The 20,789-nt window shown below is 51.6% G+C and carries 20 protein-coding genes; 11 read left to right on the top strand and 9 right to left on the bottom strand.

What is annotated here, in order from left to right; all coding sequences use genetic code 11:
* Positions 1-34 precede the first annotated feature (34 nt).
* The 4 genes from traF to FHP88_RS17820 are packed head-to-tail and all read right to left on the bottom strand — an operon-like array spanning position 35 to position 4,690.
* Complete coding sequence (traF, locus tag FHP88_RS17835) at positions 35-574, bottom strand: conjugative transfer signal peptidase TraF (protein WP_144360456.1); 540 nt, start codon at positions 572-574, stop codon at positions 35-37.
* Entirely contained in the window at positions 574-2,490 is a 1,917-nt protein-coding gene (locus FHP88_RS17830; protein ID WP_144360455.1) for a type IV secretory system conjugative DNA transfer family protein, read from the bottom strand. The genes traF and FHP88_RS17830 overlap by 1 nt, the downstream gene beginning before the upstream one ends.
* On the bottom strand, positions 2,490-4,352 hold the full coding sequence (gene traI / locus FHP88_RS17825) for a TraI/MobA(P) family conjugative relaxase (RefSeq protein WP_186297787.1): 1,863 nt from the start codon (positions 4,350-4,352) through the stop codon (positions 2,490-2,492). Before traI ends, FHP88_RS17830 begins: the two co-directional genes overlap by 1 nt.
* Positions 4,349-4,690 carry a plasmid mobilization protein gene (locus tag FHP88_RS17820; protein WP_144360453.1) on the bottom strand — a complete coding sequence of 114 codons (342 nt, stop codon included), beginning with the start codon at positions 4,688-4,690 and terminating at the stop codon, positions 4,349-4,351. The genes traI and FHP88_RS17820 overlap by 4 nt, the downstream gene beginning before the upstream one ends.
* A gap of 333 nt (positions 4,691-5,023) precedes the next feature.
* Here FHP88_RS17820 and FHP88_RS17815 point away from each other — a divergent pair, with 333 nt between their 5' ends.
* The 4 genes from FHP88_RS17815 (at position 5,024) to FHP88_RS17800 (ending at position 7,537) form a co-directional block, all read left to right on the top strand.
* Positions 5,024-5,395 (top strand): TraK family protein, encoded by a 372-nt coding sequence (locus FHP88_RS17815; protein WP_186297786.1) that lies wholly within the window; start codon positions 5,024-5,026, stop codon positions 5,393-5,395.
* Between the two features lie 322 nt (positions 5,396-5,717).
* Positions 5,718-6,458 (top strand): conjugal transfer protein TraL, encoded by a 741-nt coding sequence (locus tag FHP88_RS17810; RefSeq protein ID WP_144360451.1) that lies wholly within the window; start codon positions 5,718-5,720, stop codon positions 6,456-6,458.
* Positions 6,455-6,886: a hypothetical protein gene (locus FHP88_RS17805; RefSeq protein ID WP_144360450.1), complete on the top strand. Its 432-nt coding sequence runs from the start codon at positions 6,455-6,457 to the stop codon at positions 6,884-6,886. The genes FHP88_RS17810 and FHP88_RS17805 overlap by 4 nt, the downstream gene beginning before the upstream one ends.
* A 168-nt stretch (positions 6,887-7,054) precedes the next feature.
* On the top strand, positions 7,055-7,537 hold the full coding sequence (locus FHP88_RS17800; protein WP_144360449.1) for a hypothetical protein: 483 nt from the start codon (positions 7,055-7,057) through the stop codon (positions 7,535-7,537).
* A 47-nt stretch (positions 7,538-7,584) separates the two neighbouring features.
* Here the strand turns inward: FHP88_RS17800 and FHP88_RS17795 are convergent, their stop codons facing one another.
* Both FHP88_RS17795 and FHP88_RS17790 read right to left on the bottom strand, forming a co-directional pair.
* Positions 7,585-8,403 (bottom strand): ImmA/IrrE family metallo-endopeptidase, encoded by an 819-nt coding sequence (locus FHP88_RS17795; protein WP_260843358.1) that lies wholly within the window; start codon positions 8,401-8,403, stop codon positions 7,585-7,587.
* Positions 8,400-8,759, bottom strand: coding sequence for a helix-turn-helix domain-containing protein (locus FHP88_RS17790; RefSeq protein ID WP_144360448.1), 360 nt, complete (start codon positions 8,757-8,759; stop codon positions 8,400-8,402). Before FHP88_RS17790 ends, FHP88_RS17795 begins: the two co-directional genes overlap by 4 nt.
* A gap of 115 nt (positions 8,760-8,874) precedes the next feature.
* Here FHP88_RS17790 and FHP88_RS19260 point away from each other — a divergent pair, with 115 nt between their 5' ends.
* From FHP88_RS19260 to FHP88_RS19580, 5 genes are read left to right on the top strand one after another with little or no spacing between them, the layout of a single operon-like run.
* On the top strand, positions 8,875-9,048 hold the full coding sequence (locus FHP88_RS19260; protein WP_186297785.1) for a hypothetical protein: 174 nt from the start codon (positions 8,875-8,877) through the stop codon (positions 9,046-9,048).
* Between the two features lie 10 nt (positions 9,049-9,058).
* Complete coding sequence (locus FHP88_RS17785) at positions 9,059-9,307, top strand: multiubiquitin domain-containing protein (RefSeq protein ID WP_144360447.1); 249 nt, start codon at positions 9,059-9,061, stop codon at positions 9,305-9,307.
* Positions 9,308-9,311: 4 nt separating this feature from the next.
* Positions 9,312-9,716 carry an E2/UBC family protein gene (locus tag FHP88_RS17780; protein ID WP_144360446.1) on the top strand — a complete coding sequence of 135 codons (405 nt, stop codon included), beginning with the start codon at positions 9,312-9,314 and terminating at the stop codon, positions 9,714-9,716.
* Positions 9,713-11,161 (top strand): HesA/MoeB/ThiF family protein, encoded by a 1,449-nt coding sequence (locus FHP88_RS17775; RefSeq protein ID WP_144360445.1) that lies wholly within the window; start codon positions 9,713-9,715, stop codon positions 11,159-11,161. Before FHP88_RS17780 ends, FHP88_RS17775 begins: the two co-directional genes overlap by 4 nt.
* Complete coding sequence (locus FHP88_RS19580; RefSeq protein WP_222106677.1) at positions 11,148-11,564, top strand: DUF6527 family protein; 417 nt, start codon at positions 11,148-11,150, stop codon at positions 11,562-11,564. The genes FHP88_RS17775 and FHP88_RS19580 overlap by 14 nt, the downstream gene beginning before the upstream one ends.
* Before the next feature lie 305 nt (positions 11,565-11,869).
* On the opposite strand, the gene FHP88_RS17770 is transcribed toward FHP88_RS19580, so the two are convergent.
* Both FHP88_RS17770 and FHP88_RS17765 read right to left on the bottom strand, forming a co-directional pair.
* Complete coding sequence (locus FHP88_RS17770; RefSeq protein WP_144360444.1) at positions 11,870-14,839, bottom strand: EAL domain-containing protein; 2,970 nt, start codon at positions 14,837-14,839, stop codon at positions 11,870-11,872.
* Positions 14,840-15,317: 478 nt separating this feature from the next.
* Complete coding sequence (locus FHP88_RS17765) at positions 15,318-17,078, bottom strand: Fic family protein (protein WP_144360443.1); 1,761 nt, start codon at positions 17,076-17,078, stop codon at positions 15,318-15,320.
* A 150-nt stretch (positions 17,079-17,228) separates the two neighbouring features.
* On the opposite strand from FHP88_RS17765, the gene FHP88_RS17760 reads away from it, so the two are divergent.
* Together FHP88_RS17760 and FHP88_RS17755 are read left to right on the top strand one after the other, a co-directional pair.
* A complete protein-coding gene (locus tag FHP88_RS17760) occupies positions 17,229-18,320 on the top strand; it encodes a hypothetical protein (protein WP_186297784.1) in 1,092 nt (363 codons plus the stop codon).
* Positions 18,321-18,491: 171 nt separating this feature from the next.
* Positions 18,492-19,127: an SOS response-associated peptidase gene (locus FHP88_RS17755; RefSeq protein WP_144360441.1), complete on the top strand. Its 636-nt coding sequence runs from the start codon at positions 18,492-18,494 to the stop codon at positions 19,125-19,127.
* A gap of 532 nt (positions 19,128-19,659) precedes the next feature.
* Here the strand turns inward: FHP88_RS17755 and FHP88_RS17750 are convergent.
* Positions 19,660-20,748 carry a hypothetical protein gene (locus FHP88_RS17750; protein ID WP_144360440.1) on the bottom strand — a complete coding sequence of 363 codons (1,089 nt, stop codon included), beginning with the start codon at positions 20,746-20,748 and terminating at the stop codon, positions 19,660-19,662.
* Between the last annotated feature and the right edge of the window lie 41 nt (positions 20,749-20,789).

Below are 20,789 nucleotides of genomic sequence, written 5' to 3'. Positions count from 1 at the left end.
ACGAGTCGGTGGGTTAACAGCTCTTGACGGCCAACTAAGGCGATTCCGTCCATAGGGGGGTTACCTCACTAATCAGATCCTTGATAGGAGTGGTGCCAAAATACCGTCCATCGAATGAGCGGGGGTGATAGTCGGAGAGCAAGAGAACATGGCCAACCGGGACGATGCCGCCCGTCTGTACCGGCATCGAACGTCCGGCGCTATCTTCGGTCAATGGCTGCGTATTGGGTACCAGCTGGCCGTTGACCTCGATACCTGCGTCAGTCACGGTCCAGCGATCCCCGGCCACCGCCCAAATGCGCTTTAACAGGGCCTCAACCCCGTCGCAGTCGAAACCCCAGGGTAGATACCCCCGCTCAATAAATTCACGGCGTACTGACTTGCCCGGCGCACAGGCCAACACATAGGGATGCTCGCCGGCATGGGTCGGGTCATAGTCGCCAGACTTCTGCCATAACCCGCGGGGGTAGCTTGCGGTGTGATTCAGATACAGTCCGCCGGCGCGGGCTATACCGATCACAGCCAGGACAGCCAGCAACGCCGCCAGCGCCTTAATCAATCGACGTTTAGCCATTAGCTTGGCTGAAAAAGCGCGTAGATCTGCGACTGTGCCCGATTCATGTCTGAATCGGTCGAACGCTTTTGCGGCTCCATGTAGAGACGATCAGATACGGCAGGCGCGGGAATCTTGGAGCGATCGGAGAGAACGGGATCAGCAAAGTACAGCGGCTGCTTGCCATAGATAGCGTTGAATCCGGACGGCATAATCAACATGTCGCCGGGTTCAACGATCTTGGTCCCATCGCTGTTCTTGATGGCCGCCGGCAAGCGCATGCACTCGTCAGCGGTGAGCAGGGGGCGCTCCACCTCTTGTATCGTTTCCGATACCCGGTTCAGCATCCCGCCAAAACGCGAGCCGGAGGTGGAGACCGCTTTTTTGATCACCGTGGTTTTACCCGTCATGCGTGACAGCAGTTCAGCGGTTTCGATTTTATTGGGCGCAAAGGCCACCCGGACCTGGCAAGCGGAAATGATCGACTCGTCCTTGGAATAACTCTTATGTAGCTGGGCAAGGTCTTGCAGAATCAGGTAGGCCTTGATGCCGTAGCCGGCCAAATAAGAGAGCGATTCCTCCATCACATCCAGTTTGCCAAGACTCGCAAACTCATCCAGCATGAGCAAAAGGCGGTGTTTGTAGTGCTGTTTGGTGCCGCCGTCTTCAAACTCCATCTTTTCGGTTAGCCGGCGGATGATCTGAGTCAGGATGATGCGGATCAAAGGCCTCAAGCGGTCTTTATCGGATGGCTTAACCACCAGGTAAAGTGACACCGGATCACTGTGATTCATCAGGTCCGAAATAGAGAAGTCGGACTCCGTTGTGTTCTGGGTAATCACCGGATCACGATAGAGCGTCAGAAAAGAGACCGTAGTCGAATGTACGGAAGAGCGCTCACGCTCTTCCCGATTTAGCATGTCCCGTGCGGACTGGGCAATGGTGGGATGTGTGCCGGTATGTAAGTGTCGGTAGTGCAACATTGCCTGCAGGGCGTCATCCATTGTCCGGGTGGGATCGGACAGGAACAGGGAGAGATCGGTAAGCGAAGCGGACCGACCATCATCCCGCGCCACGTAGAGACAGTGCAGGATGATCCCGACCAAAAAGGCGTGGCCGGTTTTCATCCAATGGTCATTGAGGCCTTTCCCCTCCGGATCCGCAATAATGGTTGCCAGATTCTGCGCGTCGCCCACCTCTTCGGGCTTTCCGATCCGGATCTCCTGCAGGGGGTTGAACCGGGCGCCCAAACCGGTTGAATCGCTCGGTTCAAACCGCAACACCTTGTTATGGGCATACTGCTGACGCCAGCCAGCCGTCAACGCCCACGCCTCGCCCTTCAGATCATACGCAACCAGAGAGTGGGGCCAGGAAAGAAGGGTAGGCGTTACCAGGCTCACACCCTTACCCGAACGGGTTGGGGCAAAGGCGGCGATATGCTCCGGACCATTGTGCCGGAGATAATGGAGCTGGCGCTTTTCCACCCAGCCGCCCACAAATACACCCTGGGCTGTTTCCCCTTTTTTGGGTAACAGGCCTGACTCCTGGATCTCTGCCTGGGTCGCCCACCGGGCTGTGCCATGCAGCGCCCGGTGGGGTTGGCCCTTGCGTCGAAGCATAAAGTAAACCAGTCCAAACAGGGAAAAGGCGATCACCCCGGCAGCGGCAACCAGCATCGTCGCCTTTTGATAGAGCTGGGGATCATTGTCAGACCAGGCGAGCGACCATTGAACGACTTTCCAGGGGCCGTACATGCCTCCGATCAGCGGTTCGCCTAGAGCGGGCGAATGGTTGTATTGCCAAGCCAGGTACTGAGTACCGGCCATGAGCGATATTAAGGTACAAACCACCAGTAAGGCTAAAACGCCTTTCAGGCCAATGCCGTGCTGTACCGGGCCGGTACCGGCGCCGATCTGTGCAGGTATAGGGGTGCTCATTATTCACGTCCTCTGTCTTTAATTTGGATGCAAGTTCCATCTGCTTCGACCACACTACCTACCCGGCACTGTTTGAGTTTAGAAGCCTGTTCCTGGTTGATGGGACGAACCAACATCGTCCCTTCCTTTTCTAACAGGGCGACCTTTGGCCCACCCTTTATCGTTCTCTGCCCGCGATACACCAGCGTCCCGGCATCGCTCTCTTGATAGCGCCGATGGTGCAACAGGTCGGCTACCTTATCGGTGGTTGCATTCCGCTGATCAACGTACTGTTGCACGGGGTCTTTGCGATAGGCGTAGCGTTGGTGGGCGCCCTTGACTTGCTCAAGCGCGGAGTCGGTAAAGGTGATATTCATGCCCAAGCGTCCGGCCACTTCTGCAGCCTGGCGCTGAAAGATCTCCGAACCGTTGATCTTCAAACGATTGCCAAACTGATTTTGCGCCATTCGCAAGGCAATCTGAATACTTCGCTCGTCGAAGGCCTCGCCCACACGGATACGCTTGCCTTCATCCGTGACCGCCTTGCCGTCCATATAATAGGTGACGTCCCCATTCCGATGCACCTGGTACTTCATTTGATAGAGCAGGGCGTCCGGTGCCGCCTCGGCAGTACCGGAGAGATACGACGCCTCCTTATGATCAGTGCGTTTCTTCGCCCGTCTCAGCGCATCGACGGCCACGGTGTTGCCGCTATTCGCCTCTCGCTGCAGAAACTGTATCCAGGTCTCTTTACGATGACCTTGCATCGCCGCCTGTCGGAGGCCGTTATAGTGACGTTTCAGCGCCTGCTGTGCCTGTACCCGCTCCATTCTCAACAGGGAATTAGCGGCCCGCTTTTTCCGTCCGCTGACATCCTTACGCGTAAAGATCACTTGGCGTCTGGCGCGAAACGTCGCGGTCAATTCCCGGTACGCCTTACTGGCCTCCGCCTTGATCGTCTGCAGCGCTTGCGTCTTTTCCGACAGTTGCCGCTCGCTGGTCGTCTTGTATTGGTTCCACAGCTCGGCACGGGCCTGGTCCTGGATGGTCTGGGGTGCGGGTTCATACTGCTGGGAGGGATCAGGAAGACTGGCACCGGCAGGTGTGTAATCGCCCAGCTGTCGCTCCAGCCCACCTTTTGAAAAGCGTCTCCCCAGCTGAGAGGCCTTAATCGAAAACTCTGCATTGCCTTGATCCCGTACCACGAAGCCGTTGCCACGCGGGGCAATCATCAGGCCGTACTCATTCAGCGTCTGGTGGACATCGAACCAAGTGGGGTCGGGCCGGTCCAGTAACGCGCTCAACCTCGCCTGTGGCTCTCCCTGTGCCCAGCGCTGAAACGATTCGATGCCCTGGTGCGCTTCCAGATCCTGGACCGGGGCCGTGAGGAGTTGGCCCTTCTCTTCGCCGGCATCGACCACCAGCCCATGCCGCGCCTCGAGTAGCCGACAGGCTTTTTGCAGTTCATGAAAATCATTGAACGGCGTAACCGTGCACAGGGTTTCGGGATGTACCTTGTTGATCGCGATGTGGATGTGCAGATGATCGGTGTTGTCATGCACGGCGGAGACACGTTGGTGATCGCCCAGTTTGATGGCTTCACACAACCGCTGCTCGATGTCGTCTAGGGCTTCCCGGCTGGGCCGCTCGCCCTCATGGAACGAGGCGATCAGGTGATAGGTCTTATCGACTTGTGAGCGCGTATTGAGGGCCTGAGTCGCCTCGATTTCCTTGATAACCAAATCCATGTCATCGCTTAAACAGTTGGTGGGTGTCGAATATAATAGCCTTTCTTCAGAGGAATGGGAATCTTGTATATAACGGACCAGTGCCGCAAAACTCGATTTGCCGTCCTTCCTGGACCGGGATCGTTTAGCGATCACAGCGACATGATCCTCGCTTTTAATGACTGCTGTGTCTGCTCGATCTCTTTGAGCAAGGCGCGGATGTCAGGCACCAGGTCTTTTTCTGCGCCTTTGCCCTGTAACCAATGTTTGAGCAAGCCACCGAGTCGCCCCTGATCGGCGTTTACTCTCACCAGTTCCAAGATGGCTTGCTGGTCCAAGGTGCTCTTGGGTTCGATGTCCATGAGGAGATCCCGCACCAGGGCGGCGGGGGAGGCATAGCTGAAAGCCTTTACCTTTTCCTCCGCGGCGGCCTTCTCTTCAGGGGTGCACCTGACCAGGATGTGGGCGGTTCGTTTGCGTGTTTCTGATCCCATCGATTTTGTCTATTCCATTCCTTTGGCGGTAGCCATCACCCCGCAGGGCAGGAGGCCTCGTTGAGCACGGCAGTGCGAATAAGGGGCGGGTTTGTATGCGGTCGCCTTCGGCGGCGGTATATCAAACACCTATCCTGCCCTACTTCTAATTCGCAGTATATTACTACCCTTGTGCAGTTTCTAGTCTGCTGTGGTAATTACAGGTAAATCGTGGGTGAAACCCCTGTGTTAACTTGTTACTACCTGTTTTATACCTATTTTAAATCTAGTAATGATTATGTATTTATCTATAATTACCCTGTCGTTTGGGAAGGTATGAATAGGGCACCTAAGGTGAAAAAGACGGATTTGCTTGAGGAGTTGCGCCGGACAAAGTCCAGCAATAAGTCGCTCATCATCAGTCGCTGGCCGGAAATAGCGGCCGCCTTGGAAGCGGGCTATACCAAAAAGGATGTTTACGAGTTGCTACAAAAACAGGGTTTGAATGTCACCTATACGCACTTCACCCGGTTCACGAAAAAGCTACAAAATAAGGGTAAGCAGGTTGAACCCGAACAGAGTCCCAAAGCTGGCCAGGTGGCCGCTATTTCCAAGCAGCGGGCCAAAAAACCAGAGCAAGACGGCCCGATCACCGTGGGCGCCGATCAGGGTGAAGGATTCAGTTACAGCCCCATTCCCAACGAAGAGGAGCTTTACGGGAAATAGCGAAACCGGGACCAGCCGGTCATGGAGGTGGCGACATTGGGCGTGAGCTCTCCAAGTTGACTATTCACCATCCGGTGGTAAAAATGATGGCGAATATTAGTTACATTCACTTCACCCATTTTACGTAGGAACACCTGGCGCGGAAAGTCGCCGGTTTTTATCGTCCCAAGGATCTGCTGGGCGATTTGGAAACAACCAAGGAGGGGAGCCGGCTTGCCGGCGGATGGATCTCATTACAAGGTGCAACCGCATGCGGTTGCTTATTCGGGTTCGCGCTTGGCGCGAATCCCCACAGGGAAGACAGAATATTCGGAGATTCATTATGTCTGATACCCATTTCACCATGCAGGGTAAAGGTGGCGTTGGCAAAACCTTTACCGCCTCGATCTTGGCGCAGTTTTTTGCCGCCGGCCTTCAAGAAGGCCAATCACTGAAGCTGATCGATACCGATCCGGTGAACGCCACTTTTTCTCAGTACAAGGCGTTTGAGGTGGTGCGACTTGAACTGCAAGAAGGCTCGAATTCCCAAATCACCACCCGAAAGTTCGATCAGCTCTTGGAAATGATGCTGACAGACGATCAATCCACTTTTGTGGTGGATAACGGGGCAGCCTCTTTTCTCCCGCTTTCTCACTACATGATCGAGAACAAGGCGATTGAAATGATGCTCGATGCAGGCCGCACGGTTTGGATTCATCCAGTCATTACCGGCGGCCTAGGGCAAGACGATACGCTATCGGGGCTAGATCATTTGGCTCGTCAGATGCCCGCAGCGGTCAAGATCGTGGTTTGGAAAAATCCCTATTTTGGCCGGATCGAAAAGGGCGGAAAACCCTTTGAAGAGATGCCGGTATACAAGAACCACGCAAAGCGGCTCCATGCGGTGATCAATATACCCGATCAATCCGCGGATACCTTTGGTGAAGATGTCAAAACCATGCTGCAGCAGAAGATGACGTTTGACCAGGCGATTGGCTCGGATGCCTTCGGCATCATGAGCCGCCAACGCCTGAAAATCACCAAGGAAAAGCTGTTCAGTAGCATTGCTCCTGTATTCGCATGAGTCTGGATAGAAACACGCTGATTACCGAGGTGGCCAAGCGATGGGGGATCATCCTAAAAGAGGATGATCCCATTATCGCGGTCATTGCCTTGAATGATTTAGTCCTGGAACAACACACCCTGCGACTGGAAGCCGCCTATAAGGCGTTGGAAAACCACCTGGAAAAAGTAAACAAAACCTACGTGGATCAGAGCCGGGTAATTGCCAAAACCGTGGTGGGGGACGCCCTGGTGCATGCCACCAGGGAGATCCGGAGAGAGGCGGACCAGGCCACTCAGGTGATAGGCCATGCCAACTCCCAGCAGATCGAGGGAATCAGTCTTGGGTTAAAGGAGCGTGAGGTCCTGAAACAGTCAGCAACAATCGCCTGGACAGTAGCCGGTATTTCAAGCTTGGGATTGGTCGGAGCACTGTTCTGGTTCACCTGACCACAAGAGCCCACAACCAGACCGCTGCGCGGTCTCCCTCGCTTTGCCTCCGTTGGCCCTTGTTGGGGCCACTCCGGCAGTCTCGGGCAGGGGTTGTGGACTTTGTGGACAGCTTCCGTGATAACCAGCACAATTTAGGCTGTATCGACATAAGGAAAGGAGAGCCTCTTGAAAGTATATCCTCCACTTTATCTGATGGGGAGAAAGATCAACTGTTGGCGATGTGACGCCAAGACATCGGTTGTGGGTATATTGGCTCCAGCCGTAGATTATCCGGAAGAATTCAAGGACCCAGAGTATCCTGACGACGAGGAAGAGCCGCTAATTTTCGTATCCATAGATCATATCCCCGCCACCATCTTATCCTTCATTCAGGCACTTGTTCCCGGATATAAATTACAAGACTCCCGCACTGCAGGACATGAATACTATGGTAATTCATGTAGGGCTTGTGGAGCTCTCATTGGCGATCACTACATCCATAGCGAACCTGGCGGGGCATTTTTTCCAACAAATGCTGAAGAAGCGCAACGGATCTATCTAACGGAGATACCCCTTTTGGAGGCAGATGAAATCAGTGCTGAGTTAAGTATCGGAAGGGGAGGTTTAATCCTGGATAATGCGCAACGTGTTGTACGTAAACTGGAATAGATCATGTTTATCTGACAATTGGTATTAGTGGCCGGAATTGGTTTAGTCTAATATTCTTCCTCAACACCTACCAGGCAGTCGTCATCATAGGCCAGAAGTGTGTAGCTGAAACCATCATTAAGGAGGATCGAGCTGCAATAAATTGTAGATAGACGTCCATATTTTGAAGAAGGGTTCACCCAGTCTATAGCGTCTACTTCGTCAAAATAAGTGGGGTAGTTTTCAGATCTCACATCGGTAAGGCTTGCTTGTTGTTCCCTTGTAAGTGGGCTTTGCTCTATAAAATAGGCAAAGTTATTCATAGGAACAAATCTTACAAAATGCCCGTTCTGATGAATGATGAGAGCCGAAGGTGATTTATTGGAATAGGCCATTTTTCTGTAGGTGGCTTCCAGAGATGCCTCACAAGCTCTGGAGACAATATCAATATTTGACCAATTGATATCTCCATCGGTCAGCTTAGAGGTTAATGGTTGAGGTATTAATAGTCCCGAGGCAAAACCGTTCGCTTCTTGTTCGATGGGGTCATTGAACTGATTCGATAGTTCTTTTGTCCCGCACTCGAAAGAAGACTTCACCATGGGCATGATGTGCATACATACGTGTCCGAGTTCGTGGGCAGCAGTAAAGTTTAGCCTGCCCGGATCGGGAATATTGGAATTGATGTAAACCAAAGCACCTTTGATGTTCCCTTCGGCGCGCCCGAGAATCTTATCGGAGTCGAAAGACTGAAGCTCCATGCTAAGCTTGAAATCATCGGAGTGAATAGACCGGGCGACATCAAACGGTCGTACTGGCAGCGTATCGTAACCGAGGTCCTCTAATAAACTTTCGGCTTCTGCGATTCCTTTCTGAATTTGTATCATTCCTTCGTCATTTTCCTTAGTCGTCCTGCCATACCGATAAGCATTTCCTGATCGTCTTCGCTCAACTCCTCAAGCATACCCCATTTCCGGTGGAAAGCCCTGGTTTCTTCGTCTTCCGGTGAGACAGTATCCACCCTTTCCCCTGTGATCTCATGCACGGAGACTTTCAGTGCTGACGCGATTTTTCTCAGGACAACAATGGTAGGTATCCGCTTTTCGCCTTGTTCAATTTTACTTAAGGCGGCACCAGTGATACCAGCTTCCTCAGCAAGCTTAGCCTGCGTCCAATTGACAGAAGACCTTAACCTCTTGATATTACTGCTAATAATTGCAGCCTGCTGTTCTTTATCACTCATTGCGTTAACTCCTGTTAATTTTTATTTTAACACCAGTTGACATCCATGCCTAGGTAGCCCTATCATATTAACTGTAGTTAATATTTATGTGTAACACGAGTTAAAGGAGACCGATATGGCAACAAATCCACCGAAAGGTGACGGGCATCGCAACGGAGCAGTGAAAGGCCGCTCCCAAACGAAAACCCTGTCAGGACACTACGTGAAACGCGACGCGGATACGGGGCGTTTCATGGATGTGAAGACTTCGTCCAAGACGCCGTTCAAAGGCGTTCGTAAAGAAAAGTGAGGGAATTGAAATGAGTAGTGAAAAATCAAAACGTCCCGAGTTATTCATCGACAATCAGCGCTTTGACTGGAACGAGGGGATCATCACCGGCGCAGAACTGAGAGAGTTGGGTTCATTACCGGACGATGTAGAAATCTTCTGGAAGGTTCCGGATCAACCTGACGTGCCGGTTGAAAATGACACGATCATCGACCTAACCGAGCATCCAGGTCCGGACCGTTTTTCAACCCAGTCCGTTGGCTCACAAGCTGGCGCATAAAGATATGCCTTTACTGCTGGACGAAGATTACAAGGAGTTAGAAGCGCAAGGCTTTTCGTACACCGAGGATGAAGCCCAGCGTTTTCTGGTACTGCTTAACTACAAGCTGCCGAAAGGCATTTACGATCACGAAGTGTGTGATGTACTGGTAGTCATTCCCAGTAATTACCCGCAAGCAGGTAATGACATGCTCTGGACAAATCCCCGGCTATCCCGCCTGGATGGAAAGCTGATCCCCGCCACCAACAATGTGGGTGGTGGGGACAACAGAATTTATCAGGGAAAGGAGTTTTGCCGCTGGTCTCGGCACTGGAATCAGGGTAAATCTGTCTGGAGACCTGGTACAGATGGTATTGAAACAATTTTGCGGAGAATTGACTGGGCATTCCGGAGGCCCGATGCACAATGAATGCAGCAAGATTGACGTTACTTGGTTCCCAGCATGATGAGCTTGTAAATTATCTGGAGGCACATCCGGAAGGAAACGAAAGAGCTGCCATAGTGTTGTTCCGCAGGCTTCATATCAGTGTGGATGGCTTGCCGGACTCGGACCGCTATATTGCCCAGGACGTGATACCTTTTGATGAAGCGTGGATCAATAGTAGCTCCCCTACTCATTTTGATTTCAAACTAGCTCCATTAAGAGAGATATTCCGGAGGTGTGAGGAAGAAAAGCTTGTTTTTGGCTTTATCCATAATCATCCCGAGGGGCCGGATGAGTTTTCAATCAAGGATGACGAAAACGAAATCACCCTGTTAAGAGCGATTAGCAACCGGAATGGAAAAGACATTACTTTCGTAGCAATGCTTTGGGCTAACAATGTATGGAAAGCCCGAGTCAGAGCAGCAGCTATGCCTGAGAATACCGTACCCGTCAGGCACACTCTTGTCACGACTGACCCGCTAAAAATCTATGGCTACAAGGAAAGCAGCGAAGACCACTCTGAAACCCACAAGCGGGGAGCCGCTGCATTCGGCCAGCCTTTTGTAGACATGCTGCAATCCTTGCGTGTCGGCGTGGTCGGCACAGGAGGAACAGGCAGCCCATTTGCCACGTTGGGAGCACGAGCAGGTATTAGCGAGCTGGTGCTGATAGATGACGATGATCTGGCATTGAGCAATCTCAACCGCGTGAGAGGTCTGAAAAGAGGCGATGTCGGCGATAAAAAAGCCCGCAAACTAAAAGATTTTATTGATGATATTGGTGTGTCAGTGAAGGTCGGAGTTTGCGAGTCAAAGATTGATTCGGACCCGAACGCGCTAGATGCCCTGGCCAGTTGTGATGTGGTCGTGGGCTGTACGGATGACTTTATTGGCAGGGACGTGATGAATATTGCCCTCTATGCCTATGCCCAGCTATATATCGACCTCGGTCTTGGCGGACGTGTTATGGATGACAAGACGGGTCAACCTGGACTTCGTTATCATTTTGGTCGGATCAGTACCATTCTGCCGGAAAGCGGGGAGTGTCTTTTTTGCCAGGGTGTGATTCATGAAAAGTGGATACAAACCCAACTTCTCAAACGTGAAAACCCCAACATAACCAAAGAAGAGCTAAAGGAAAGATATCTTGAAGATGGCGGCGAGGAAGCGCCCGGTGTAGGACCTTTTACCAGCGCCACAGCAGATTTTGCATTGGCAACGCTGTTTGATCTGATTAAACCGTATCGGCGTTATCCTCCTGTACTTCGAAAAGACATGATTCAAGTCGATTTTGTGAATATGGAATTTAGAAGCCGCCAGACCAAATCTGATAATGAATGCCCGTATTGTAGGCATCGCAAATTTTTATTAATGAAAGAGACTTACAGGCTGAAACGGCCTGTATTGGGAAAACGTGATGAATATGTTTAATAAAATAATTAGCTGGTTGAAGGGACTATTACGGTCAGCGGAAACCGAGTTCGCACCCAAGAGATCATTACCGCCCGTCCATTTTGCTCGCATAACTTCAGTGCAAAAACCGCCAAAGAATGAAGAAATCGAGGAAAGAACGCTTTACTACGTTGCCCCTTCCGGAAAGCCGAAGTGGAGCTTATTTCAGTGCCCGTGCGGATGTGGAAGCGTAGTCACCTTATCGCTACAGGCTGTTCATACCCCCCAGTGGAGACTGACAAAATCTGTTTCCGGACACCCGACACTGCACCCTTCTGTGTGGCGTGATAAAGGATGTTTAAGTCATTTCTGGGTAAAGGAAGGCCGTGTATTCTGGTGCCCGGATACCGGCACTCATCCGGATTTGAGGAGGTTTAACTAGTCAGGTCAACCTAGTTAAACTATGGCCTTGTGCACAAAGGTAAATTTATCAAATTAAATCCCGCCCCAGCCCCTTTGCTAGAATATTGGTGAACATCGGCTTTCTGCTGCGATATCTACCTAGGCTTGCTCACTTCAGCTTTGGGTCGATTTATGCCTATCGCTGGAAGAATCCAGTGGCAGCTTCATGTCGAAACCCTCCGAAGACACCTGCCATCCAGAAGCAGACGCTCCAACCAATACTTGGCTTGACCATAAAAATATTAAACCATCTCCTTTTCTTCGAGTCGCCATTACTTCGAATTGCTACTTGTCCAGCGATGCCCCAGCCAAACCCCAGGGCGATTCATGCAACCATCTCTCGACCTCGCTGGCGGGCATTGGACGACCCATATAGTAGCCCTGGCCTGCATCACAGCCGAGCGCCTTGAGCTGCGCCCACACGGCTTCGTCCTCCACGCCCTCTGCCACCACGGTGAGCGCCATATCGTGTGCCAGGGTGATGGTGGAGCGCACAATACTCGCCGAATCGGCGTCATCCAGCATGTCGGCGACAAACGACCTGTCTATTTTGATGGTAGCTACCGGTAGCTTCTTAAGATAACTCAGCGACGAGTAACCGGTACCGAAGTCGTCAATGTAGAGCGGCATACCAAGATCGCTTAAGCGTGACAGGATCTCCAGCGCACCCACAGGATCTGCCATGACCGCGCTTTCGGTGATCTCCAGTTCAAGCATCCCTTTCTCCATATTACAAGCCGCGCACATCTCCTGGATCTTATCCAGCAGGCGTGGATCCTGGAGGTTGATGGCGGAGAGATTGACCGCAATCGGTAGATGGATGCCAGCCTGCCGGAGCGTGGTTAACTGGCGTAGCGCGGATGCCAATACCCAGTCCGTGATAGCCCGGATCATGCCGGTACGCTCCGCCAGCGCAATGAACTCATCAGGAGGAATCATGCCATGGGTTGGGTGTGACCAACGCGCCAGGGCTTCGAAGCCATTGACGTGGCCGGACCGCATGGAGATCTTTGGCTGGTAATACAACTCCAGCGCATTATCTTGCAATGCCCGGTTCAGGTCGGAGGCCAGTGCCAGATGACGTTTCTTGTCAACATCCTGCTCGGGCGAGTAAAAGGCGTAACCGTTTCCGGACAGCTTGGCCAGCTGCATCGCCAAATTCGCGCGACGTATGATCTGTTCCCCGTCGGTTCCGTGCTCAGGAAACAGGACGATGCCTACATTCGCCCTGACAACCAGCGAGAAATCATTTACGCTGAAGGGTTGATTCAAAAGCGCCAGGATACGGAGTACTGTCTGCTCGGCGTGATCGGCATCCGATTCCGGTAACAGCAATGCAAATTCATCGCCGCGCATACGGGCAACGAATTCGCCCTTTTCCGTTTCTTGCGCTATACGTTGCGCCGACACCTGCATCACTTTATTGCCGGCCTCAAAACCCAGAGTATCATTGATGTCACGCAATCTCTCCAGATCAAACAACAACAGGGCGAGACTGTGATTCCGCGAGTGCACGCCAGTGATGGCGTCATCCAGATGCTCTTCTAAAGAAGCGTGATTGGGCAGGCCGGTCAATGCATCGAAGTACGCCATACGCTGGATCGTCGCCTGCGCCGCATCGTGCTTGATGCGGGTGCGCAGGGTGGCGATACCATAGGCCAGGTCTTCCGCCATTTCCGACAGGAGTTCGATCTCAGCGGCATCAAATGCGCCGTCGTCTTCCGCATAAATGGTAATAGCGCCCATCACTTCCTGATCCACCTGCAAGGGCAGCGACAAGGCCGACTCGATTCCCTGCTCACGGGCCGCCGTATGCCATGCCTGGTATCGTGGATCACTCTGGAGCCCATGCGCCACGCAGTGCCTGCCGGTTCGGATCGCTGTACCGGTGGGGCCATTGCCCTGTTCTGTTTCGTCCCAGGTGATGTGGAGTGTGTCGAGGAATGCCTTATCGGTACCGGCCTGCGCCACCGGCCGTACCGTCTTTTCCGCGTCATGTTCCGCGAAACCGACCCAGGCCATGCGATAGCCGCCGAGTTCCACCGCTACACTGCACATCTTTTGCAGTAAGGATGACTCATCAGCAGCCCTCACCAGCGTGCGGTTACCGGCGCTCAGAGTACGCAACGCAAGGTTGGTACGTTGCAGTTCCTTGTCATGAGTTTCGGCTTCATCTCGCTGCCGTTGCAGCGAAACGGCCATCTGATCAAAGGATTGTGCCAGTTGTCCGAACTCATCCTGCGTCCTCTGCAATGCGGTTCTGGCGCTGAGATCGCCATTGCCGAGGCGTTCGCTGGTACGTGCGAGAATCCTGAGCGGATGCAGGACAAAGGTGTTACTGCCCTTCCATGCCACGGTGGTCACCACCACCACAATCAGAAACAGCAAAAGCAAATCACGTTTAAAACGCGCGTCAAGATCAGCATAGGCGACGTCACGTGGAATACCGACACTGACATAGGCGCTGTCTGAACCCGCCTGGTGCAGGGGCGTGAAGGCATAAAGCCGGTGAATACCCTCCGGATCGATCGATTCATCGGTGCCTTCCATGCCGCGTTCGAGGATCATCCGGACGAACGGCGTATTCCGGATCGTCTTGCCGAACCATTTTTCCGGATCGGGCTGATGCGCCAGCACCGTACCATTTCCATCCAGAATGGTGATGGTCGTACCTTGCGGGAGCGGAATATCGGTCAACTTGCGACTCAACCAGGCAAGATCGAGCGCGGCGAAGACCACCCCATCGACACGGCCATGATCATCGCGTAGCGGGTAACCGAAATTGATAGCGCTCTTACCGGTGATACGTCCGACCTGGTAGCCACCGATGGCAAAGTCACCGGTCTCCATGGCGCGGCGAAAATAGTCCCGATCCTCGATTCGAACCGGTGTCGGCATGGGTAAACCGCTGCAACGCATCAGGCCATCACGGCCACTGACGCCGAAGTTGGCATAATAAGGATATTGCACGAGAAGGTTGGCAAATTCGCGGTTACAGACGGGCCCTGCATCCGGTACACGCACACTCGGCAACTGCGCCAAACCAGGCAATAACTGCCGCGCCCCAGCGATGAGCTCCCGTTGCTCCAGCAGAATCAGACGGGCCAGCCTCAGCGCGACGCTCTGCATATGCAGGGTCTCTTGCTTGCGCGCCTCGAGAGCGTTATGCAGCAACAGCCCAAAGACCGGCACGATGATCAGCATGAGCAGAAACAACAGTCGCACTCGAAGACTGGAAAGCAGGTTCTTTGGCATAAAAATACCTGATTATCCCTGAGGCTCAGCTATTATGCCGCTGGGCACAAATATCGTAAAATATCGCCAAAATTTCTATATTAAGCTCTATGTAGGTTCTATGTTTAGGGATAATTTTGGAGTAAGGCATCCCGCTCATAGAAGCAAATTCCTTAATATTCTTGAGTTTATCAGCCGTCAACCTTGTTGAACAGCCACAGCCACAAGACGAGCGTCCGCTTCATGCCCTGAGTCACTCTGTCAAGACATTTCTATCGGTTCTGGAGAGCAAAGGAGCTTCGATCCATGGCCGCTTTGGTCGCAACAGAAACATTAGAGTGGACCGCTAAGCGCATTTAACATAAAATAGATTATGCGCAATAAGTTATTGATAGTAAAGAAGTTTTAATAATTATACCCCATAGACTATTCTATGCCCAAGGCCTCAATAAATCCCGCATAGGCGGGATTTATTGAGCATGGGCGGCCCTATGACCATCTAATGAGAATTTCCCCGATCCCGCTCTTGTGCTAGGGGCCGCTCGACTTTCTCCGCATCACCTACCTCATTGACATGCACATAATCACCTACAGCGATCTGATCCAGTAGCTTTTCAACTTGGTCCGGTGACATTTGGTTAAGTGCGTGTGCAGATACGCTGTTCTCACTCAACTGCAAATAAAGATAGTTCTGATCAAGACGAACCACATCACCGACATAGTTGACTCCCTGATTAGCCTCCCAAACATCACTGTCCAGCTCTTTGCCAACGGCTTTAAAAAGATTATCTTTCAGCTGGTGACTGGCACTCCCGGTGGCCTGGTCGTGGCGTTCTTTGAACGCTTCGTGATCCATACTTACGACTCGCCACTCAGAGGGGGCTATGTCCGCCAACAGGTCATTGAACCGAATATCCATATCTGTCAAACGCTCTAAAGCTGCTTCAATCTGTGAGATATCCGCGCTCTCTAGCGCCTGCATTACCGTCGTGTCATCCGATGGATCGGTATACTCATATATTTCGGTTATTTTTTCCTCAAGGGATTCAATCTCTTTGTCACTGAATGTATTTGGTGCTAAACCCATTTCTCTATCTCCATGTTGTTTTGAATTTTCACGGTTCCATCCTGTCGGCAATGTTGATTCAACCTTAGCAAGTTCGTAGCGGGTGCCCCGCCCTACTCCAGTCTGTGTCACTGCCCCTTTTTCCAATAGATCATTCAAATCACGAAACGCGGTGCCTCTGCCACACTTCGTTATCGACATATATTTTTTGGTGGTCAATCCTCCCTCGAATCCTTTAGTCCCTTCCGCAAATATACGCCCAACCGCCTTTAACTGGCGCTCATTGAGCTGACTATGGAATTTGTCGTAGTACCTGGTTTTACCTACAATGAACTCGACTTCATTTTTGGTCAGCTCTTGTGCCCTACTGACGATACCCACAAAAAAATCCAGCCAGTCGTTGGCATCTAACCCCCCTTTTCCGGAAGCCTCTAAATGCTCATAGTACGCCCTACGCTCTTGCTCTATGGAGGTTGAAAGACTTGCCAATGCTGGGAAGCGCTCAGCCTGTGAGAGCGCATGATCGACAATGGCCCGCCCTACCCTGCCGTTGCCATCTTCGAACGGGTGTATGTGTTCAAAACGAGCGTGTGCGATACCAGCCCGGATAGGTCCGGGTATCTGCTCTACCCCATCTATGGGCGCCGTAGCGTTGTACCACTCGATGAATCTCGCCATTTCTGCGGGCACCTGACTGGAGGGCGGTGCCTCGTAATGCACCTGCTCATAACCAATCGCACCGGAGACTACCTGCATGGGTGATTCATGGCTTCGGTACGCACCACGCAAAGGTGAATGCAATATCCCCTCTTGAACCACCATACTTTGCCAGTTGCATAGCAACTCCTCGGTCAAGGGATCATTCCAATGCTTTCTAACATCGACCATCAGCGCGGCGACACCTGCCGCCTTGGGATCCCGCGACTGTGTGCCTTTAGGTGCAAATCCCAGATACGCCTTGATGGAGGATCGGACAGACTCTCTATCAAGCTCCTCGCCTTCAATTGAGCTTGTTTTGATAGCTTCAGATACCAACAGATCCACAATGGTCTCTGCCTGAGCTTCGCCGGATAAGGCTTCTACACTTCCAATCAGCCGATCTGCCTGGCGCTGAATTTCCTCCACACGAGATTGAAATCGCTCCTCATCAAAGCGAAAGTCAGGCCAATCTTTATGTTCCCATATCCAAGACATGGAGCGATTATATCAATTTATCGCTCCATATATAAGCTATTATTGGAGCGCAATAATACATGTTTCATCCCAGATAAAATGGCGCTATCGGTGTTATATTACCTACATTGAGGAATATTCATCCTATAACTCAGAGAACAAGGAGGTCCCATGCCATACGTCAAGCCACTGATAATTATAATATTAGTTGTTTTTTCGTCACTCGTACATGCCGACCGCATAGTACCAAGTGAGCGAGTGGAGTCGCGCCTAATTGTGCGAGACGCTCCCGGTGGTGACCGCATCAGCTCGTTGGAACCAGGTCAGTCTGCTGATTATATTGCCAGCGTACCGTATTGGTATGAGATACGGCTTCAAAGTGGAGCAACGGGGTTTGTCAGTAAGGCTTGGTCCCGTGTGGTTCCAGACCTAACCACCTCGGAAACGTTAAGGCTGGGGAGCTGGAATATTAAAAAGCTGGGCCATGGTAATCAGAAAAATTATCCCTTAGTCGCCGGAATTATTGAAGGCCATTTTGACATTCTTGCGGTTGTAGAGGTCATGCAAAAGCAAGGGGGACATCCTGGATACAACCAGTTACTCGTAACACTAGGATCTGGCTGGACAGGGATTGTCACTGATAAACCGCGGCCGGACACCAGCTCAGGGAGTGCAGAATACTACGCGATTCTCTACAGACCCTCGATCATCCAGCCCTGCCAAGGTTGGAGTGGTCTTCGGTATCACCAAGACAATTCCGGTGGTCCCAATGGTGTTGGAGAAGACAGATTTTCTCGCGAGCCCGCATATGGCTGCTTTAGGACCGTTGGAAGCACGGGAAGATTCGATTTCATGCTAGCGGCCTACCATGCTCGCTGGGCCGAAGGCGATATCGAAGATATCCAGATGGAGGTGAAACACCTCAATGAGGTATTTTCCGAAATGAGATCTGCCAATCCCACCGAGAAAGACCTACTGATAGCCGGCGACTTCAATCTAGTTCCGCTCGACTTAGATGACGCGATCAATATTGAAGTGCCCACCCTGGGTAGCGGCTCAACTCTAAATGGACAGGGCGAACGCACAGGGAACTTATACGACCACCTGGTGGTGTTCGACGCAGCCGAGACCAAGGAACTCATTGGTTCAGCAGAAGTGATAGATGTGCGAAACGTCGCCACTAATCCACGCAAATTCTTTCAAACAGTGAGCGACCATCTGCCCATCATGGCCAAATTTCGAGTAGGTACCGACGACGACTGATCAGAAACGACCCAAAATCCGGAGGCTAGGTTAATCTGGGGATGTGTCAATTACGATTGACAATCACTAGCGTATAATAAAGCCTATGTTAAATGACACAGGCTCTGGTAATTGCATCTAGTTTGATAGCAAGCAATCCGCCCTGTTCGACACTGCGAGGCCCATATCTGGATGTGTGGACGTTACGCAAATCATATCGAGGCCGTGCACGAGTGGCTGGAGATTCTAAAGGATTGGCCAGCCGGCATCGCGACCGGGTTCAATGTTGCACCGACGCAGATCATTCCGGCCGTTCAGGCACAGGGGACCTTTCCAATGCGCTGGGGCTTGGTGCCGACCTGGTCGAAAGAGGCCTCCCCCAAGTACGCCACCTTTAACGCCCGTTTGGAATCGGTGAGCGATAAACCGGCCTTTCGCAATGCCTGGCGCCATTCCCAGACTTGTCTCATTCCGGCGCGGGGTTATTACGAGTGGCGTACTGAGCAAGGGGTGAAGCAGCCTTACTTTATCCACGCGCCAGAAGATCCAGGATTGTTGGTATTTGCCGGCCTGTGGGAACTCCGCGAGGGGCAATACTCCTGCACCATTCTGACCCGGGAATCGGCCGGAGCGCTTTCACAGCTCCACAGCCGGATGCCGGTGATGCTTTCACCTGGGGATGCCCGGAGTTGGCTGACCGAGGGTACCGGTGGTGCCGAACGACTCGGCGAGTCAAGGGTGCATCTCGATGTGCAGTTTCACGCCGTGGATCGCACCGTGGGTAACCCGCGCAGTCAGGGTGAAGCCTTGATCCAGCCGATCCGATAGCGACTCAACGACGATCCAGCAACTGAATATTCTGCTCAATATTTGGATAAATTTTCTGCAGGACACTGATTATTCCGTCGGGGTTGATTCCCCTAATGAGACAGCTGTATTTGTAGCAACTGACCCAGAAATGCCACCTTTACAACTCCCGCTCTTTATACCCCTGGTAATACAGAAGTCATACTCAATCGTAACACCTCGAAAACCGATGGCTATTGGCCTATCGTAAACTCGCCGTAGCCCAACAGAGTGATCACTATAATTGAGTAGCGGATCCACACTAAAAGGGCAAGTCATATAGATTACTGGTACGACCACCTGTTGTTATGCGACCCAACGAAGACCAACGACCTCGTCGGTTCTACAGCGGTGATTGATGTACTAAACGCCGCTACCAATTACTACACTTTTTTGCACTACACATGATCGCCAACCGATCGTGGCAAAGTTTTTGGTAAGAATAAATAATGACTGATTGCCATGGATCGGAGCAGAGTGGTTGGTATCCCCTCTTACCAAAGCAAGAGATACGTCACGAGATACCCCTGTCCTCGTTTGCCTTTGTAGTGCTTCCGATTTTTGGAACAACGGCCAAGGATTTTTCGGCATAATTCCAGCACCAGTACTTCTTTTCAAGACTTGAGAGATAGGCCGATGTTATGGGCACAACGGTGTATGCCTTATGCCCACAATAGCTACAAATATCACTATGCGGCTTACGCATGATTTTACAGGCCTCACAGAGATATCCAGACGTGACATTTTGAGCATTTAATTTTTGCACTATATGAACCAATTCTGAAACTCGCTGCATTAATCGATCACGCCCAATGCTCACGTTTCCAGCTGCTAACGGCTGTTGATTTACTGATCGGACCTCTGATGAGGATTGTCGCAGCGTCCCTGAATTTAATCGGCGTGTTCGCTCATTCTCCTGCTTTGCAAACGCTTGCACTGCAGCCTCAAACTTCGCTTTGAATGACTCTGCCAGTGCTTCTTGGGTAGGATAGTAAGTCCAACGCTTGCCTTCCAGAGAGCTCAACAAAAGCGATTCCATAAGTAGGCGAAAGCCGGTCTTGTGATTATCAAATAGCAGTTCGATAGGACGCATTTCAATAACCACATGAGCTAATGCCTGCTCCTGATACACAAATGCCCCTGGAGTATCTATTCCGCCAAATACCAAGGTTACAGCTAAGGTGTATTCGCCGACATTTAGTAGTGCAACATCATATGCCAAGTTGCTAAGAAAGTATGGAAATATTATCGAATCGTATTTCAGTCGCTGTTCATCGACAAGAGTCGATGATTGGCGCAGACCATAGTGGGGTTCATCGAAGGTGAGGTCATAGCTCGGTAGACTGATTTCTCTCGACTCAGAGAGGATTCTTCGTGCCATCCAAAAGATGGATCGCTGAAAACTGGCTGGACAATAATGCTCATCATCCACGAGTCTAGGTTGATGTGAAAAGTGTTCTCGGTTGATCCCACCTTTTCTCGCCTGCATCGGTACATCACAAAATATGCACACACAACCACAGGCGTTTCCGCGCGGGACTTCGTCCACAGAGACTACCCGATTAGTCGCTACATGTTTGGCAAAAGGTATAAGTACATCCATTTCAGCATCACTTCTTATACATTTAAATGTTACCGGCCTAG

Origin of the sequence: Sedimenticola selenatireducens, from assembly GCF_007625115.1 — a bacterium.
Lineage (GTDB): Bacteria > Pseudomonadota > Gammaproteobacteria > Chromatiales > Chromatiaceae > Sedimenticola > Sedimenticola selenatireducens_A.
This window is presented reverse-complemented; position numbering and strand designations above follow the sequence as displayed.

Coding starts and splice junctions, on each gene's coding strand:
- FHP88_RS17760 (WP_186297784.1), top strand. CDS start 17,229: ATGCCATACGTCAAGCCACTGATAATTATAATATTAGTTGTTTTTTCG.
- FHP88_RS17830 (WP_144360455.1), bottom strand. CDS start 2,490: ATGAGCACCCCTATACCTGCACAGATCGGCGCCGGTACCGGCCCGGTA.
- FHP88_RS17810 (WP_144360451.1), top strand. CDS start 5,718: ATGTCTGATACCCATTTCACCATGCAGGGTAAAGGTGGCGTTGGCAAA.
- traF (WP_144360456.1), bottom strand. CDS start 574: ATGGCTAAACGTCGATTGATTAAGGCGCTGGCGGCGTTGCTGGCTGTC.
- FHP88_RS17785 (WP_144360447.1), top strand. CDS start 9,059: ATGAGTAGTGAAAAATCAAAACGTCCCGAGTTATTCATCGACAATCAG.
- FHP88_RS17795 (WP_260843358.1), bottom strand. CDS start 8,403: ATGATACAAATTCAGAAAGGAATCGCAGAAGCCGAAAGTTTATTAGAG.
- FHP88_RS17750 (WP_144360440.1), bottom strand. CDS start 20,748: ATGGATGTACTTATACCTTTTGCCAAACATGTAGCGACTAATCGGGTA.
- FHP88_RS17770 (WP_144360444.1), bottom strand. CDS start 14,839: ATGCCAAAGAACCTGCTTTCCAGTCTTCGAGTGCGACTGTTGTTTCTG.
- FHP88_RS17790 (WP_144360448.1), bottom strand. CDS start 8,759: ATGAGTGATAAAGAACAGCAGGCTGCAATTATTAGCAGTAATATCAAG.
- FHP88_RS19580 (WP_222106677.1), top strand. CDS start 11,148: ATGAATATGTTTAATAAAATAATTAGCTGGTTGAAGGGACTATTACGG.
- FHP88_RS19260 (WP_186297785.1), top strand. CDS start 8,875: ATGGCAACAAATCCACCGAAAGGTGACGGGCATCGCAACGGAGCAGTG.
- FHP88_RS17820 (WP_144360453.1), bottom strand. CDS start 4,690: ATGGGATCAGAAACACGCAAACGAACCGCCCACATCCTGGTCAGGTGC.
- FHP88_RS17805 (WP_144360450.1), top strand. CDS start 6,455: ATGAGTCTGGATAGAAACACGCTGATTACCGAGGTGGCCAAGCGATGG.
- FHP88_RS17775 (WP_144360445.1), top strand. CDS start 9,713: ATGAATGCAGCAAGATTGACGTTACTTGGTTCCCAGCATGATGAGCTT.
- FHP88_RS17765 (WP_144360443.1), bottom strand. CDS start 17,078: ATGTCTTGGATATGGGAACATAAAGATTGGCCTGACTTTCGCTTTGAT.
- FHP88_RS17755 (WP_144360441.1), top strand. CDS start 18,492: ATGTGTGGACGTTACGCAAATCATATCGAGGCCGTGCACGAGTGGCTG.
- FHP88_RS17780 (WP_144360446.1), top strand. CDS start 9,312: ATGCCTTTACTGCTGGACGAAGATTACAAGGAGTTAGAAGCGCAAGGC.